Here is a 15,764-nt window from a genome sequence, read left to right on the forward strand (position 1 = left end):
AAGACGAGTAGTAGTAATACACTCAGTTCATATTTCTCAATATTGATACTATAAGGATAATCACATGGCAGTTAGCTTACAAAAAGGTCAAAAAATCTCACTTAGCAAAGAAGCTGGTGGTGACCTCACGCAGGTAAAACTAGGTTTAGGCTGGGATGTCGCACAAGGTCCACAAGAGAAAAAAGGTGGGTTCTTAGGTAAACTATTTGGTGGCGGTAGTGGCGGCGACTCTATCGATCTTGATGCCTCATGCATCATGTTCGATAGTAATAAACAAGCGATCGATGCTATTTGGTTCAGTCAGCTAAAATCAAAAGATGGCAGCATTGTACATACTGGTGATAACCGTACGGGTGATGGCGATGGCGATGATGAAGTCATCAACGTAGACCTCTCTAGAATTCCTGCTAATGTTGTATCGCTGGTCTTTACGGTTAACAGCTTTACTGGTCAGACTTTTGAGACCGTAGAAAATGCGTTTTGCCGTATCGTCAATGCCAATAACAACCAAGAAGTTGCCCGCTATAACTTGTCAGCGCAAGGTGGACACACAGCGATGGTAATGGCAAAAGTTTATCGCCATAACAATGAGTGGAAAATGCATGCCATCGGTGAAACAGCATCTGGTCGTACTTTTCATGATTTGATGCCTGCTATCACACCGCATGCGTAATTGACTCTAGAAAATTTTTGAATATTGAATACTCTTCAATAGCAATAAGCCCTTCTATAATAGAAGGGCTTATTTTTTTGTACCAATCGATATTCTTGCAGCCGTTACTACTTAGTTACTATTTACTGCCGCGTTTCCAGCTAAATCCCCAATTAAAGGCTTTGTCCATTTCTTGGTGACCTTTAAAGTATTGATTGATACGCTCAACATTGATACTGCCTTGTTGATTGACCAAACGAGCGATTGCACACATTGGCAAGTTGCCTGTACCTTCTGTTAAACGTGTTTCAATCGGTGGCTGCTCTGGTACCGCAATGGTGACCACGCCATCTGTCTGTGCCCAGTTCGGTGCACCTTCGTAGATAAAGGCAAAGATAAAGACCTCCTCTATCTGCGACCACTGCTGACCATTGATATCCAGCCACTCACCACCACTTATCTGACCTGTTCTGTCATCGGCACGCAGACAAACATAAGGCGCTGACTGTAAGCTACCAAAACGATTACCTAACGCTTGGATAAGCGTCTTTTCACCGTTTTTCAGGTGAATCATCGCACCAACATCCAGATCAATACCACCTGCTTTATGTTGCTTAAATAGATCACCCAAGAGCCCTTTTTTAGGTGCCTGCTGATCAGCATTTGGTCGTTGATTCCAGTTTAAGTTCACAGTAATTTTACCAAAATCATCGCGTTTTTTGAGATTGATGCTAGATTGATTTTTAGTTAAGGTTACTTTGCTTAGGTTTATAGCAGGATTGGCTGGAATCGGTGGTGGTGTGTTTGCTTGAGGTGCGCTACCCGCTTTTTGAGTATTGATTGGACGTTGCGTGTTGATAGGTTGAGCCTGACTCTGTGACTGGCTTTGAGACTGGTTTGGAACTGGGGCTTCATCAGCGATCTCAACACCGAAGTGCTCTGACAATGGTTTTAGACCACCCTCAAAACCTTGCGCAATAAATCTAAATTTCCAACTGCCCTGCCTGCGATAGCACTCAGCTAAAATAATCGCTTTTTCATTGCGATCGGTACTACTAAGCTGACAAGTCATCAGCACTTGACTGCCTTGTAATACTTGAATATCCACATCACCGACTTGAGCAAGTGTTTTATCACTAGAAAATGCGAGCGCTATCTTTTCAATACTTGCAGGTTGAGCTGGCAAATTGATGTCAAAAAAGCCATCACTGTCATGACCACGAAAGCTGACACTGCTGTCGTCACTACGTGTCTGCCCATAAAATATCATGTCTCCATCACCGCGCACTTTACCATCGGCAGTTAGGCGATAAGCAGCACAATCAATCGCATTTTGGCTTAAGATACGAATACTAATATTGTCCGTCGGTAGTGGCGCATTGGCACCTGCGATTAGAGTTTGACTCATTGTTCATCCTTTCATTTATTTATTATATCGATGTATTTATTATGTCTACTATCAGCATATAGTAGCACGGTTATTACAGGGTTTTTAGTCGATACACGTCTTCTGTTAAGTGCTAAAAATCCCAAAATAAACCTTAAGCATTCTTATTCATACTATTTTATCAGTATCATTTATAACGACTAGCATTTGTATATAATAGCTCTACTATCAGCAATATGATGACTTGGATGGTTAGCTATATTTTGAGCTTATCTAGATTGCTGTTGGTTTTGCGATGACGGTATTTCGTTATCCAATTATATCTAAAACTAACAATACTGCTGAGAGAATTATGGATAACACTGCTAACGATAATCACCCTACAATCTCAACTGCGGCTTGGTTAGCTGAAGGCCAGTCAAGCCAGCGTGATATGTTAGCCAGCCTACAAACGCTAAAAACCCAGTCTGAGGCATCATTCAACATCATCGCCTCACACCGTCACGACAGACCTGAGATTTTTGAGTTTGCGGATGATGTCTATCTCGAACCATCTATAACCACTATAGATAGCCTCGATGAAGTGGACGTTGAACCTGAGCCCGTTATACCGCGTTGGCAGTTCGTCCTAGAACAGGCTCAACAGCACAATGTAAAGGTATTATTGACTGGTCGAAATGGTATTGATTATGAGGCCCATCGAGAGGTATTTGATGCAGCAGGTATTCGCTTGTTGACTGGCGCAACCAGTGTTGCATCATTAGAATCAATCGATGATAAATTTGCTTTTATGCAACAGTGCCATTCTCATGACATACCTGTTGCTGATGCTTGGCGCTTTGATACGACTGAGCAGCTTGAGGCGCTACTTGCCAAACATGGTCATCAGCCTTTATGTGTCAAACCAGTCACTGGTATTTTTGCACAAGGGTTTTGGCGATTGGACTTAGGCAAAACAGCAGAGGAGCAATATGATAGCTTTGAGCATTTATACTTTACCGAAGAGAAAAAAATCAGTACTGCCCAATTTATAAATGCGTACACAAACAGCTTAATGGTGCATGAGCGCCCTATTCCGATGTTATTAATGCCTTACTTGTCAGGGCAAGAGTACTCTATCGATGTGGTATGCGAATATGGTGAAGTACTGGCCGCTATTACTCGTTATAAAACTGGGAAAATCCAGCATATCGGCTACGAGCAATCCGTTATGGATGTCGTCATTCCATTAATCAAAGCCTTCAACTGTGATGGTATCGTCAGTGTACAGACCAAAGCCGATGATGAGGGTCAGCACCGTGTACTTGAGATTAATAGTCGCCCATCTGGCGGTATTGGTTACACAACTCATAGCGGTGTGGATTTAACACAGGTCGGCTTTGCCTACTGGTTGGGCTTGACTGATAAACCAAAGCTGGCTGATATCGCTCAGAAAATAACCCCATGCCAAGTACGTTCAATCATGATAGGTGTAAAAGTCGAAGAGACAACAACGGATTAGAGTGTAGATAAATCCTTATCTATACACTGGCTATTCGACATAAAAAAAGGTTTTTAGAATAATATCTAAAAACCTTTTTTGTATTAACCATTCAATAGACAGAACAGTCGTGGCTTATATATAGTCAATCCCCTATAAAAGAGTGATAGCGTTAACCTTGCTTGAAGTATCATATATACATCTGTACTCGGTTGCCTTGATTCTCTTCTAAACTGAATTAACTATATCATTACTCGCCGAATACTAAGTTTTCTTGTTTAGGAGCATTTTTAGATGCTAAGAACCATAGTAAGCCGAGTACAACTGCTGAGCCAATAAAGATGATAATCGACGAAGTAATCGCACCTTCATGTGTATGGCTCATAGACATTGTGTGACCAGCAGTAGCGCTCATTTCCATCGCGGCTACACCAGTATAATGCATACCACAAACAGCGATACCCATAATGAATGCACTACCAAAGCGCTGTACTGTACCGCGTAGGTTAAATGCTAACCATAGCGCAGCCATTGCTGCCACAATTGCAATGACAATCGAAGTGATTAAAAGTGGTATGTTATATGACATGGTTGCCTCCATCTGCATTGAGGCCATACCAGTATAGTGCATTGCTGCAACACCCAATCCAGTAAGTACGCCACCACTGATCAACTTGGCAATACTCGACGAACCACGGCCGACGATGACAATACCAACAGCAACAAACAAAATAGCAAGTAGCATTGAAATAACGGTCAAACCCAAATCATAAGTGACCGGCATTTTCATATCAACGGCCATCATACCAATATAATGCATAGACCAAATCGCACCACCGATCGCGATTGAAGATAATGCTACCCAAAAGTATAGATCGTTACCTGGTTTGGCTGATGGTACGCGAATGGCAAGGTTTAGACCAACAAAAGAACCAATAACGGCAATAACATACGAGATAGCCACCAAAAGCAAGTTGTATTCGATTTCAATCATTTTTTCGACCTTTATATTTAATAAAAACTGAGCGTAAGCAATATTGGCTTTAATGAACTAACATCGCTTTATGCATGTATTACTATTTTTAATAGACATTTAGTTGTCTATGAATCATTATTTTCTACCAGATGATAAATTCACAAATATTGGTAGTACCAGCACCACAACTTGATTCCTCAACCCGAACTCTGTCTACAGCTGGATTACTTGATAAGAATCCATCTATGTAGCCTACTACAAAGTGACAGCCTGAATGATTGCTATCTGACAACTTGCAGAATGGACATTTAGTCAAAGCGACTAAGTTATTCTTAGCCTTAACCTTAGAAAACATCTTCAAAGCTGGTACAAGTTCGCGATTAATCGTGGTTGGCATTTTTAGTGCACTACCAAGTGAATAGTCACGTTTGTAAATTCCACTCCCCACTTTACGTCCCAACTCATGCATTGCTTTAGCACGAGTCTCCTGTGGTAAACTGGCCTCATAGTGCCTAACGACATCCGCTATATCAGGATACTGTGCACCAATAGCTGCTAATGCATTTTTTTGATCTAAATCTTGTACTACTGGTGGTGGTGTCGGCGGTACTGCATCGACACTTCCCTCTCCATCTATCTCTAGCTGAAAAAGTGTACAGCCTTCAATAGAAGAAAGATCATCGATTAAATCCTCTTGTGTCTTTGACCCTTGGCTTTTGGCAACAACATGAATAATGTTGCCACCATTTTCTGAAGGCTCTTGTCTTTGGGTTACGAGTTGGTAACCTGCTTTAATAAGTGGCGAGATAACATTAACCAAACGAATCCGCTCAGAAGACGTTTCCAATGAACAAGAAAATTTCAAAGAGCACTCCTTTTCTAAAAAAATCGCTAAACTTTTTAGTACAAAGCTATCTATTTAAGCTTAACGACTAATATAAATTCAGTTTCAGACTTATGGTTTATCGACTTTCTTGTCGAATGAATGTGACGAGAAAATAATGTTCAAGACATTTACTTTCTATTAATACTTAGTGAGATGGAACAAGAAATCTGTATATTTGGTATTTGATAAATTTTTTATCACTAACAATGAAGCTCAGCTTTATATTTATTTGTTTTTGACTTTCTACATCTCTAGCTAGTACAGAGAAATATTCGTAGATGATATTTAAAGAATTAGGAGCTTAACTACTATTCACCCCTTGTCTAATAAAACTCAGTTACTTTATAGAAGTAATTATGTAGCATTATTACTGAGTAGATATATTATGACAAGAGCTAACTCGATATTGCCGGATAAATGGCGATATTATCCGATAGGTGGCTGAAAGCAAAAATAGAGACTTGTTTTATTTTATTAAAAATAAGCTATAGGTCTTTTGAATTGATTTTTAAAGTTCGCTTTTTACTAGATGCTTTAGCTTAATATTAGAATTTAGAATAATGAGATATTAACTATTCTATGCCGAATTATAAGCAAAAACCACTATAATGCACAAATATCGGCTTTTTATAGTGACCCTATAGTTATTTAAACAGCTATCTAAAAACTGTCTATAATGACTTATAATCGACTCAATTAGAGGCATATGATGACTGTACAGACTGCGTTAGTGCTAGGAGCAAATACGATTATCGCGCAATCTAATTGTTCGGTTGCTTTTTCTACAACAGAGCAGCTTACATTTGGGCAGCAACTTGGACTGATATGGCTGCCGTTAGATGAACATCGTAAAGCAGCTTGTAGCCCTGCCTACCTTCATGAGCCCAAGGACTGGGCTCAGTTAGACGATAATGATAATCCAAGCGCATGGCAGCTAGATTTGACCAAATTATTTGATACGCAAGGTGTTGTTTCTTTGCAATTGATTGCATATGTCTATCATGATCCAAGCCTTAACCTACCAGCGATTGAACTCAACAATATTTGTCTAACCCTCAATAATGACGCGATCAAATATGATTTCATGGCAACTGAACGTCATATTAAAGTGGCTATCATATTGGAAGTATATCGACGTAATGGCCAGTTTAAATGCCGTGCACTGGGGGAAAGCTCTACACAAGGACTAGCAAGTGTAGAGCATCGAGTCGAAATCAGTCTCGATACCCGTCCGCCAGATACGCATGCACTTATTCAAGCGGCTCAGCAGCAACAGCGAACTCAGCCAAACAACGAGTCGCGTCCCCCACGTCACGTTCAGCCTGGCGAAACCTGGACGGGAACAGCATTTGCGATTGACTCCTATCACCTATTGACCTGCTATCATGTGATTGAGTCAGCGGCGATGATTGGTGTCCGTCAGCAAGGCCAACCTGATCGGGAGGCGCAAGTAGTCCTCAGCGATATCGGAAGCGACTCAGCCATTATTCGAGTGAGTGAACCTTTGCCTAGCTATTTGCCATTAGCACAGCGATGCTCTGATAATTTGGGAGAGACCATTACGACATTGGGATTCCCGTTGTCAGGACTGAGTAGCCAATTACAAGTCACGCAAGGTTGTATCTCAGGTCTGACAGGGTTTGGCGATGATATTCGCTATATGCAATTCACCGCACCCATTCAGCCCGGATCTAGTGGCAGCCCTTTATTACTGCCTACTGGTGAAGTTGTCGGCATGGTAACCTCTAGCCTCGTCCACGAGCATGCACAAAACATGAACTACGCAGTGAAATTTCAGTTATTATCTGCCCTACTAGCGAGCGCTGGCATTGGCTTAGATGACTTATCGGACTTGCCTCTTGGTAAAACGTCACCACTAACCACACCGCAGTTGAGCAAACAAAGCCGCGGTGCGCTATGGCTGGTTGGCTGTCAAGGTTGAGGTTGAGGTTGAGGTTAAAGAATCACGTAACGAACCTAAAAAATATAAAACAATGGCTTAAAGAAAACGTATTAGGAAATATAAATGTCAGCTCAGCTCAAAAATATAGCCATACTTATCGATGCTGATAATGCATCAGCAAAAAATATTGGCCATATTTTGCAAGAAATAGAAAAGCTTGGTCATATCACTTGCAAAAAAATATATGGTGATTGGGGAAATGCTCATATTCAAAGTTGGCAAGAAGCATTACTCAAATATGCTATCGATCCTATGCAGCAGTTTGCTTATGTTAAAGGCAAAAATGCCACTGATATAGGCATGGTCATCGAAGCCATGGATTTGCTGTATAGCAATAATTACGATGGGTTTTGTCTCATATCAAGTGATAGTGACTTTACCTCACTGGCTTTACGTATTCGTAAAAACCATGTAAAAGTATTTGGCTTTGGCAAACGTAATACGGTTAGCGCGTTTTCGCAGGCTTGTGATAAATTCTTTTATGTAGAAGATTTATTGGTCGATCAGAATAATAGCAATTCTACGCAAACAACTCTTTCTCCTAAAAAAGCACCTGATAATAATTCATCAAAACAATGGACGACTAAACAGTTACAAACACAAACGCACTTAATTAACTTATTAAATAAAATAATCAAAGAAAATATTAATGCCCATAATGGTTGGTCGAATCTATCTTATATAGCCAGCGAGCTCAGCAAAAATCATAATGATATCAAACTCGATAAGTATGGCTATGATAAATTTTCTAATTTAATGATTGCATTGCGTTTATATGATATTAGAAAGCAATCTAATGGCATGTGGGCAAAGATTAAAATACAGAAGGCATTAACAGCCGCTACAACTGCTAATAAAAAAACGATTAATACTAAGCCAACTTCTAACCTGTTCCCAGCTGCTCCTATTCTTGTCAAAATATCAACAGCACCTACTATCGACGCCGTCTTATTTAGAGTGACTCCCACTGCAAAGGTACGCGGTGATGAAGATATGATATTTTATGGTCAAACGCATAGCGAGGATGGTTCAATCGAGCTAAACCAGCAGCTCGAAAGTAATACATCAGTATCTGAGTTCAGTTGTGATCTAAACCTCCAACCTACCAGCATTGAACAACTTAACTTCGTGCTATCAAGTGAACTGGAAAGCTTAGCGACTGACTCACAGCAAACCAATATTGAATTAAATATCACTGATGAGCAGCAAAATACATTATTATTCTCAGGCAAATTTGACGTAAAGAATAAATCAGGCAAAAGCCTAATACTATTTACGTTAAACCGAACTGGCAATCAATGGCAGTTTGTGCCAAAACATCAAAATATAGATGGCGACCTACGTTATCTCTGTGAAAAATATGGGGTAGAACTAAGTGATAACTGATTTTAAAAATAGTACGACATCTAATAAAACCTACAAACGCAGCATCGCTTTACCTCGTGGTACGCTTGATCTAACTTATCAAATCAATCCAGCAGCTGCTAGAAATGACTCGCAAAAAAATGACAACTATCAATTAGAAGACTTACTCGGGTTTGCCCAGCGTATCAATCCAAAACGTGCGTTTTTATTTGTGTCAAAAGTCTTAGGCCGTCATATTCCGGTAGCGCCTAGTACGATGCGTAGTGCTTTTACGGATTTGGCAAACTTAGTGCCTAGCGATTTACCTGAACCGATTTTGGTTATTGGCATGGCAGAGACGGCCGTTGGCTTATCGGCCGGCGTTCATCAAGCATTGCAAACGCGTTACCCTAATGCTTTATTATTGAATTCTACGCGTCATGCGCAACACAATGATGATAACAGTGAAACGTTGCTGACCACATTCAGCGAAGACCACAGTCATGCTAGCCAGCATCTCATTTATCAAAGCTCTGATAAAATCACGCAAGCGCAGCTACTGGCCAGTAAAACTTTGATTATGGTGGATGACGAAGCGTCAACGGGTAACACTTGCGTCAATGTCGTCACAGCACTACGCAATGCAGGGCTAAGCCAATTAGAGCAAGTGCATCTCACCACGTTGGTTGACTGGTCTCTAAGTCAGAATCAAGGTGCAGCGGATATAGACGACACCATATCTACTCGTTTGCCGAATATTGACTTTCATCGTCATCATCTACTATCTGGCGCTTGGCAATGGACGGATGCACCCAATCCTGAACCCATCATCATGCCATCAGTCGACACCACTGACGCTGGTAGTCAGTCGTTGGGCAACACTGGCCATTGGGGACGTTTTCCAACACTAGACAGTACGGATGGATTCGATAACTATCTAGAGAATTTTCAAGCAGCATTGACGAGTTTTAGTAATCAAACACCATTTGATAAAGAACAGTTACCTGAGCGAATTCTGGTATTAGGTAGTAATGAGTTTGTGTGGCTGCCATTTTTGTTGGCTGAATGGCTCGAAGGTCAGGTTCAAGACTCTAAAAAAACTGTTAACTTTAGCGCTTTGACACGCTCACCCATTGCTCTGGGTGGTGCTATTACCACCATGCTAAGCTTTAGCGATAATTATGGACTTGGTATGACCAATTTTGCCTATAACGTTGAGCCTAGCGATTGGGATTTAATTGTGCTGTGTGTAGAAACCTCAAGCGATAGCGTTGATGACATGTGGCAAGGTTTGGATAATGTATTGGTGGTTAGTCCTACGCCTTAATTTACTATATAACATTCTGTTTAACGTTTAGGAACGGTTCTATGACCACCCCATTTTTTCAACCTAATGCAAATATCGTAAAACCCTATGCGCTAATGGATTTAGACGACACGCTATTCCAAACTCAACGCAAAATTGACGCGTGGGACTTACCCACTACGGAGCCTGAACAATTGGTTTGTGCGACCGTCAATAAGCAAGACGAGCCATTGAGCTTTATGAGTCAACGTCAAGCGGCGCTATTTAATTGGCTGCTTGCGAGCACTGAGTTGGTAGTCGTTACTGCCCGTGACCGTAGTGAAATAAAACGCGTGAAGCTGCCTTTTGACAGCTGGCAAGTCTTAACCCATGGTGCGATTATTCTCAGCAAGGATGGCAAGCTACAAGCTCAATGGCAGCAGCATATGCATGACCAGCTTGCACCACTACAGAATAAACTAAATCAGCTGAGTCAAGTATTCGCCAATTACAGCAAAAGTGATGGCAGTCAGCTCGTATTTACACCGCATATCGATAGCTTTCATAATGGCTCTGTTGATGCAGAATTAACCATTTATCTGGCTATTAAACATGCTCACAAAAACCATCAGGCATTGATAGATTTGGCTGAAAAGTTGCCAACGTTAATACGTGATTTTGATCAAGACTTTTATGTACACGTGAATGCAAATAATCTAGCGATATTGCCGCGTGCCGTGCATAAGCATCATGCTGTAAAGTTTTTATTAGACCATCATTTAGACAGTCAGCGGCCTAGCTTTGGCTTTGGTGACAGCCTAGCGGACTTGCCATTTCTACAGCTACTAGACTGGTATGGGATGCCCAATCACGGCCAGTTGCATTCAGAGTTACAATCGCAGTTACAGCCTTTGTGATAGGCTAGGTTATTCATTCTCACGACCCTCACCTTTTTCTATAATGAGTGACAATATTGCTATCATGATTTCAAATAACCTCAATACAAAAATAGCCGATTTGCAAAGTTACGGTTCAGGCAGTTACCTTGCCAGTGATGTGACTGTTCTACTCGATATCGTTGATAAAGACGCCGTAGCTGATGTACCTGTCAGCCAAAAAGAAGCGCTTATCCAAAGTGGCCAGCGTCACTATTCTGATATGTTGACGTTAGAAAATGCACCAACAGCGATGCATGAGCGACTCTATCATCAGGCGCTAGAGCAAGGAACAAACAGAACTGCGACTGATATCGCTAACTTAGCTCATACATTACAGGGTACTTTTGAGTCGACCGTTGATATTGAGCAACCATTAGTTTTGGTCAGCTTAGTGCGCGCAGGTTTGCCGATTGGGGTACTGTTACAGCGTGCATTGGTAGATACTGATAGCCATTACACATTGCCAAGCGTACATTATGGTATTAGCATCATTCGTGACCGAGGTTTAGATTCTGTCGCCCTAGCATTAATATTAAAATCACATCCAAACAGCCCTATTGTATTCGTCGATGGTTGGACAGGAAAAGGCGCTATTTACCAAGAGCTATCCCGTAGCCTAGAGGTATTTAGCAATCCTAGCCATTCAAATTTTGCGAATATCTTTCATCAGGGTGAAGGTGTGATTCCATTATTGACGCTTGCTGATCCGGCTGGCGTCGCTTGGCTTGCGGCAAGCGAAGAAGACTGGTTGATTCCATCAGGGCTATTAAACAGCACCGTGTCAGGGCTCATATCACGCAGCTTATATACCGAGCCACAATCAGGGCTGCATCGTAGTGTTTTTTATGATAACTTGGTAGCGTCAGATCACAGTTTAGCATTTGTCGATCGCATCGATGCGGCACGTCGTACACTGACCGATTCTTTGCAATGTTTGTCACTATACAAACAACCCCGCTATCAAACGGCTGACTTAATCGACACGCTCGCAGCAGATTATGCTATTGCCAATCGCAACCGAATCAAGCCGACCATTGCAGAAGCAACGAGGGCCATATTGCGCCGTGATCCTGAACGTATTTTGCTAGCAACAGCCGATCATCCAGATACGATACTGCTCAGACATTTATGTGCGCAACGAGATATCGCTATCAGTGTATTAGGTGATAAAATACTGCCTTATCAAGCCATCACTCTCATCAAGCAACGCACCAAAGACAGCTAATGGCTATTTTTTAGTTTTAATGGCTATATTTTAATAACTACATTTCAATGTCTATATTTAGAGATATTGAACTTAGAGCTGTTGATAAGTAATGACCCTTGAGCCATGCCACTTGATAATAACTTCGATTTTTTATAACTCCTTACTTATCACTACTTATGATGCCAACTATGTCAGATACGCCACACAACGAAGCAAGCTTCTATAACCATTCCCAGTCTTACGCTCATCTATTTACTGAGCGTCATGCGATGGTTAAACCACACACACATCATCCTTATCAGCTTGGTGCTAGCCTTTATATGCCTGCAACTCGGGAAGATATATGGCAAGTCATCAAGCGCGACAAGCTTCCTACGATTAACAGTATTATTATTTGTTTAGAGGATGCCGTCAGTCATAGCGATGTCGACTTAGCACTTGATCGCTTGCAAGTATTACTCGACACATGGGCTACGCATGTCGATAGTATCAATAACCCCTCTAGAAAAGCAGACATCAAAACTCAACATCCAACTCGTCCGTTGGTGTTCATTCGTCCACGCAATCCGATGATGCTACAGCAGTTGGCGGACTACCCTCATATCGATCTCATCGATGGTTTCGTCATGCCAAAAGTCGATATGTATAGCTTATCCAACTGGCGCATGGCTTGTCAGAATCTAAGTGCCGAGCAACTATTAATGCCCACGCTTGAGACGGCCGCCTTATTCAATCCACATCACAATCAAGAGCTGGCTATCGGTTTTAAAGAAGCTTTTAGCCAGCCAGTATTTGCACTGCGTATCGGTGGCAATGACTTGTTTGCCGCGCTGCGTCTCAGGCGCCCTAAACACAGTATTGTCTATGACACACCCATTGGCACCTTAGCCTATCAGCTACTTGGCTGCTTTGTGCCACATGGCTTTTATCTGACGGCACCTGTGTTTGAATACTTGGATCAACCAACACTGTTTATGCAAGAACTGACTCATGATGTTAGCTTAGGTTTGGTTGGCAAAACTGTCATTCATCCAAGCCAAATCGCTTTGGTACAGCAAGCATATTGTGTACCACTCAGCACCTTGGATGAGGCACAAGCGATTCTTCATAGCGAAGCCAAAGCGGTATTCAAATACAACAACACCATGTTAGAGCCAGCCACGCATCGTGCTTGGGCGACTGAGGTCGTGAATCGTGCCGAAGTGTTTGGGACTATTGATGATGGCAGTAGTGAATACAGCTCTCGAATGTAGCTATCAGATAGTTAATGTATGTCACAAAAAAGCCGCTATCATCATTTGATAGCGGCTTTTTTATGCTAAGTTTAACCCTAAGAATGAGGCTTTAATACACTATAGTCAAAGAACTCTACAATGGGTACAAGGCAGCTGACTGCAAATTGTACGAGTAGTACATTTAAGAAGGATAACGCCGTAGCAGTTTAATAGTTCACTGACTACACACAGTTTTCTAAAAACTGACTCATGACTCGGTTTACTTGCTCTGGCTCTTCTACAGATGATGTATGACCCGCACCTTTAATAATTGCTAGCTTTGATCCTGCAATCGCAAAATGCATGCGCTCAGCCTTTGCATATGGGGTCGCTACATCTTCATCACCAACGATAATTAATGTGGGTGTTGTGATATCACCGAGCTGCTCATAGATGCCTTTACGCTCAATCACACCCATTGTTGCCTTAATCACACCACCTTTACGATTGCCTTGTAGCATCGTGAGCCATTGTTTGCGTTCCACTTTACGCAGCTTGTCTGCCAAAAAAGTATTGCCAAACATAATAGGCATGAGTTTATTACTCACACGCTTGCTACCCAACCAACGAATGGCTTGGACAAGTTTACGATACTGCGGCATATTTTTAGGATCTTCAGGATCAGCAGACGTTGCTAATAAGGTAAGCGATAGCAGTAAATCAGGACGCTTAATTGCAACTCGCTGAGCGACAAAACCACCCATAGACAATCCTACAAAGTGACATTTATCAATGCCAAGCGCAGCAATCAGGCCAAGTGTATCCTCTGTGAGCGCATCCATATCATAGCCAGACTTGGTAATTTGCGATTGACCTTGCCCACGGAAGTCAAAAGCAATACAGCGATAGTCTGCTTGGAAATGTTTGACTTGTTCGTCATATATTTGCGTACTCCACAGCAGACCATGTGCAAATACCATGACCGGCTTTTGCACATCATTTGGTGCACTGTCTTCATAATAAATATCTGCATCATTGATTTTAATGACTGGCATAATAACTTCCTTGTTTGATAGATAAGAGAGGCTAATATATCCCTCAGGATTCTAGCATCTTTATAAATAATTCCCTGACACAGCTTTTGGCATTTTAGCATAACCTATCCAATTTCGATGTGTCTTGAGCGCCCACAAAACCTACTTTTATAATCATGCCAAACTGCTATAGTAATATGCTGTCTACATCGTCAGTTCAATATAATTCAGATATAAGTAAGGCTAGTGAAAGGACTACAAAACGTAGATTTTGCGTATCTGGCTTATATGTGATCGACCATAAGATACTTATAAAAACTTATACAAGGATAGATAACATGTCGCAGCCTTTAGTCGATTATCAAGTCGAACAGCATATTGCTACCATTACATTCAATGACCCAAAAAGCCTAAATGCTTTTGGTACGCCTCTAAAAAATGGTGTGTTGAAAGCGCTTGGTGAGGCCGATGCCGATGACCAAGTGCGTGTCATTATCTTACAAGGTGCAGGTGGCAATTTTTCTAGCGGCGGCGATATCAAAGAAATGCTGTCTGAAGGTCTAGATAAAGACATTATTTCAAGCAAGCTAAAAGGTATGGTAGAAGGTGCTGGAGAAGTCAGCTTAAAGTTGCGTAATATTCATAAACCTATTATTGCCAAGTTAGAAGGTGCAGTAGCTGGCGCAGGCATGAACTTAGCCTTAACTTGTGATTTCCGTATTGCGGCTGATAATGCCAAATTTGTACAAGCCTTTGTCAATATTGGCCTGATTCCAGATGCGGGCGGTATCTATTTGCTAAACCAGCTGGTTGGCGCAGCTAAAACTACTGAACTGGTTATGTTGGGTGATAAGCTTAAAGCCGAAGATATGGCGCGCTTAAATCTAGTAAATAGCGTGGTTGGTGCCGATGAGTTAGACGCGAGCGTACAGGCATTAGCAAACCGCTTAAGTCAGTTGCCAGGTAAAGCATTGGCTTCAATGAAACATATGCTCAACGTGCATGCTTTTATGGGGTTAAATGAAGCCTTAGATATGGAAGTTGAACAACAAACTATGATGGCAAAAACGGATGACTTTATTGAAGGTGTCACGGCCTTTGTAGAAAAGCGTAAGCCAGTTTATCAAGGTAAGTAGTTTTATTATCTATAGTCAATTCTCTATAAAAGAGTGACAGCGTTAACCTCGCTTGAAGTATCACATATACGTCTGCACTCGGTTGTCTTGTACCTCTTTTAGACTGAATCAACTATAAAGTCGAAATACCAGTTCCTGACTTCTATAACAAACTAATTATTGAAAAACTTTGGGATAATGAACTACACCATAAAAAAATCCGACCACATACAGTGATCGGATTTTTTATGGTCTCAAGATATTGAAAAATAAAGGTTATGGC

General features: G+C 41.4%; 13 protein-coding genes. 9 read left to right on the forward strand and 4 right to left on the reverse strand.

The window, feature by feature from the left end:
• The first annotated feature begins 64 nt into the window (after positions 1-64).
• Complete coding sequence (locus I6E61_RS05910; protein WP_197131369.1) at positions 65-673, forward strand: TerD family protein; 609 nt, start codon at positions 65-67, stop codon at positions 671-673.
• Between the two features lie 118 nt (positions 674-791).
• On the opposite strand, the gene I6E61_RS05915 is transcribed toward I6E61_RS05910, so the two are convergent.
• A complete protein-coding gene (locus I6E61_RS05915) occupies positions 792-2,060 on the reverse strand; it encodes a TerD family protein (protein ID WP_197131371.1) in 1,269 nt (422 codons plus the stop codon).
• Between the two features lie 331 nt (positions 2,061-2,391).
• Here I6E61_RS05915 and I6E61_RS05920 point away from each other — a divergent pair, with 331 nt between their 5' ends.
• Positions 2,392-3,540: an ATP-grasp domain-containing protein gene (locus I6E61_RS05920; RefSeq protein ID WP_197131373.1), complete on the forward strand. Its 1,149-nt coding sequence runs from the start codon at positions 2,392-2,394 to the stop codon at positions 3,538-3,540.
• Between the two features lie 229 nt (positions 3,541-3,769).
• Here I6E61_RS05920 and I6E61_RS05925 read toward each other — a convergent pair whose 3' ends face one another.
• The gene (locus I6E61_RS05925) at positions 3,770-4,513 is read right to left on the reverse strand and encodes an MHYT domain-containing protein (protein WP_197131376.1); all 744 of its coding nucleotides are present in this window, start codon (positions 4,511-4,513) and stop codon (positions 3,770-3,772) included.
• Between the two features lie 124 nt (positions 4,514-4,637).
• Positions 4,638-5,342, reverse strand: coding sequence for a hypothetical protein (locus tag I6E61_RS05930; RefSeq protein WP_197131379.1), 705 nt, complete (start codon positions 5,340-5,342; stop codon positions 4,638-4,640).
• 745 nt (positions 5,343-6,087) lie between these two features.
• On the opposite strand from I6E61_RS05930, the gene I6E61_RS05935 reads away from it, so the two are divergent.
• The 6 genes from I6E61_RS05935 (at position 6,088) to I6E61_RS05960 (ending at position 13,371) form a co-directional block, all read left to right on the forward strand.
• Positions 6,088-7,323 carry a serine protease gene (locus I6E61_RS05935; protein WP_227685703.1) on the forward strand — a complete coding sequence of 412 codons (1,236 nt, stop codon included), beginning with the start codon at positions 6,088-6,090 and terminating at the stop codon, positions 7,321-7,323.
• Between the two features lie 84 nt (positions 7,324-7,407).
• Positions 7,408-8,730, forward strand: coding sequence for an NYN domain-containing protein (locus I6E61_RS05940; RefSeq protein ID WP_197131382.1), 1,323 nt, complete (start codon positions 7,408-7,410; stop codon positions 8,728-8,730).
• Positions 8,720-10,015, forward strand: coding sequence for a phosphoribosyltransferase domain-containing protein (locus tag I6E61_RS05945; protein ID WP_197131385.1), 1,296 nt, complete (start codon positions 8,720-8,722; stop codon positions 10,013-10,015). The genes I6E61_RS05940 and I6E61_RS05945 overlap by 11 nt, the downstream gene beginning before the upstream one ends.
• 41 nt (positions 10,016-10,056) lie before the next feature.
• Positions 10,057-10,890, forward strand: coding sequence for an HAD hydrolase family protein (locus I6E61_RS05950; RefSeq protein WP_197131388.1), 834 nt, complete (start codon positions 10,057-10,059; stop codon positions 10,888-10,890).
• 64 nt (positions 10,891-10,954) lie between these two features.
• The gene (locus tag I6E61_RS05955; protein WP_197131391.1) at positions 10,955-12,136 is read left to right on the forward strand and encodes a cysteine protease StiP domain-containing protein; all 1,182 of its coding nucleotides are present in this window, start codon (positions 10,955-10,957) and stop codon (positions 12,134-12,136) included.
• A 170-nt stretch (positions 12,137-12,306) separates the two neighbouring features.
• Positions 12,307-13,371, forward strand: coding sequence for an HpcH/HpaI aldolase/citrate lyase family protein (locus tag I6E61_RS05960; protein WP_197131394.1), 1,065 nt, complete (start codon positions 12,307-12,309; stop codon positions 13,369-13,371).
• 203 nt (positions 13,372-13,574) lie between these two features.
• On the opposite strand, the gene I6E61_RS05965 is transcribed toward I6E61_RS05960, so the two are convergent.
• Positions 13,575-14,387 carry an alpha/beta fold hydrolase gene (locus I6E61_RS05965; protein WP_194197234.1) on the reverse strand — a complete coding sequence of 271 codons (813 nt, stop codon included), beginning with the start codon at positions 14,385-14,387 and terminating at the stop codon, positions 13,575-13,577.
• Positions 14,388-14,704: 317 nt separating this feature from the next.
• Between I6E61_RS05965 and I6E61_RS05970 the strand changes: the two genes are divergently transcribed.
• Positions 14,705-15,502 carry an enoyl-CoA hydratase/isomerase family protein gene (locus I6E61_RS05970; protein ID WP_197131398.1) on the forward strand — a complete coding sequence of 266 codons (798 nt, stop codon included), beginning with the start codon at positions 14,705-14,707 and terminating at the stop codon, positions 15,500-15,502.
• Positions 15,503-15,764 lie beyond the last annotated feature (262 nt).

This window comes from Psychrobacter sp. NZS113 (genome assembly GCF_015864825.1).
Classification (GTDB): domain Bacteria; phylum Pseudomonadota; class Gammaproteobacteria; order Pseudomonadales; family Moraxellaceae; genus Psychrobacter.

What these genes read in the sequence shown, in the direction of transcription:
- I6E61_RS05910 (WP_197131369.1), top strand. Translation starts at nt 65, where the DNA reads ATGGCAGTTAGCTTACAAAAAGGTCAAAAAATCTCACTTAGCAAAGAA.
- I6E61_RS05915 (WP_197131371.1), bottom strand. Translation starts at nt 2,060, where the DNA reads ATGAGTCAAACTCTAATCGCAGGTGCCAATGCGCCACTACCGACGGAC.
- I6E61_RS05920 (WP_197131373.1), top strand. Translation starts at nt 2,392, where the DNA reads ATGGATAACACTGCTAACGATAATCACCCTACAATCTCAACTGCGGCT.
- I6E61_RS05925 (WP_197131376.1), bottom strand. Translation starts at nt 4,513, where the DNA reads ATGATTGAAATCGAATACAACTTGCTTTTGGTGGCTATCTCGTATGTT.
- I6E61_RS05935 (WP_227685703.1), top strand. Translation starts at nt 6,088, where the DNA reads ATGATGACTGTACAGACTGCGTTAGTGCTAGGAGCAAATACGATTATC.
- I6E61_RS05940 (WP_197131382.1), top strand. Translation starts at nt 7,408, where the DNA reads ATGTCAGCTCAGCTCAAAAATATAGCCATACTTATCGATGCTGATAAT.
- I6E61_RS05950 (WP_197131388.1), top strand. Translation starts at nt 10,057, where the DNA reads ATGACCACCCCATTTTTTCAACCTAATGCAAATATCGTAAAACCCTAT.
- I6E61_RS05955 (WP_197131391.1), top strand. Translation starts at nt 10,955, where the DNA reads ATGATTTCAAATAACCTCAATACAAAAATAGCCGATTTGCAAAGTTAC.
- I6E61_RS05960 (WP_197131394.1), top strand. Translation starts at nt 12,307, where the DNA reads ATGTCAGATACGCCACACAACGAAGCAAGCTTCTATAACCATTCCCAG.
- I6E61_RS05965 (WP_194197234.1), bottom strand. Translation starts at nt 14,387, where the DNA reads ATGCCAGTCATTAAAATCAATGATGCAGATATTTATTATGAAGACAGT.
- I6E61_RS05970 (WP_197131398.1), top strand. Translation starts at nt 14,705, where the DNA reads ATGTCGCAGCCTTTAGTCGATTATCAAGTCGAACAGCATATTGCTACC.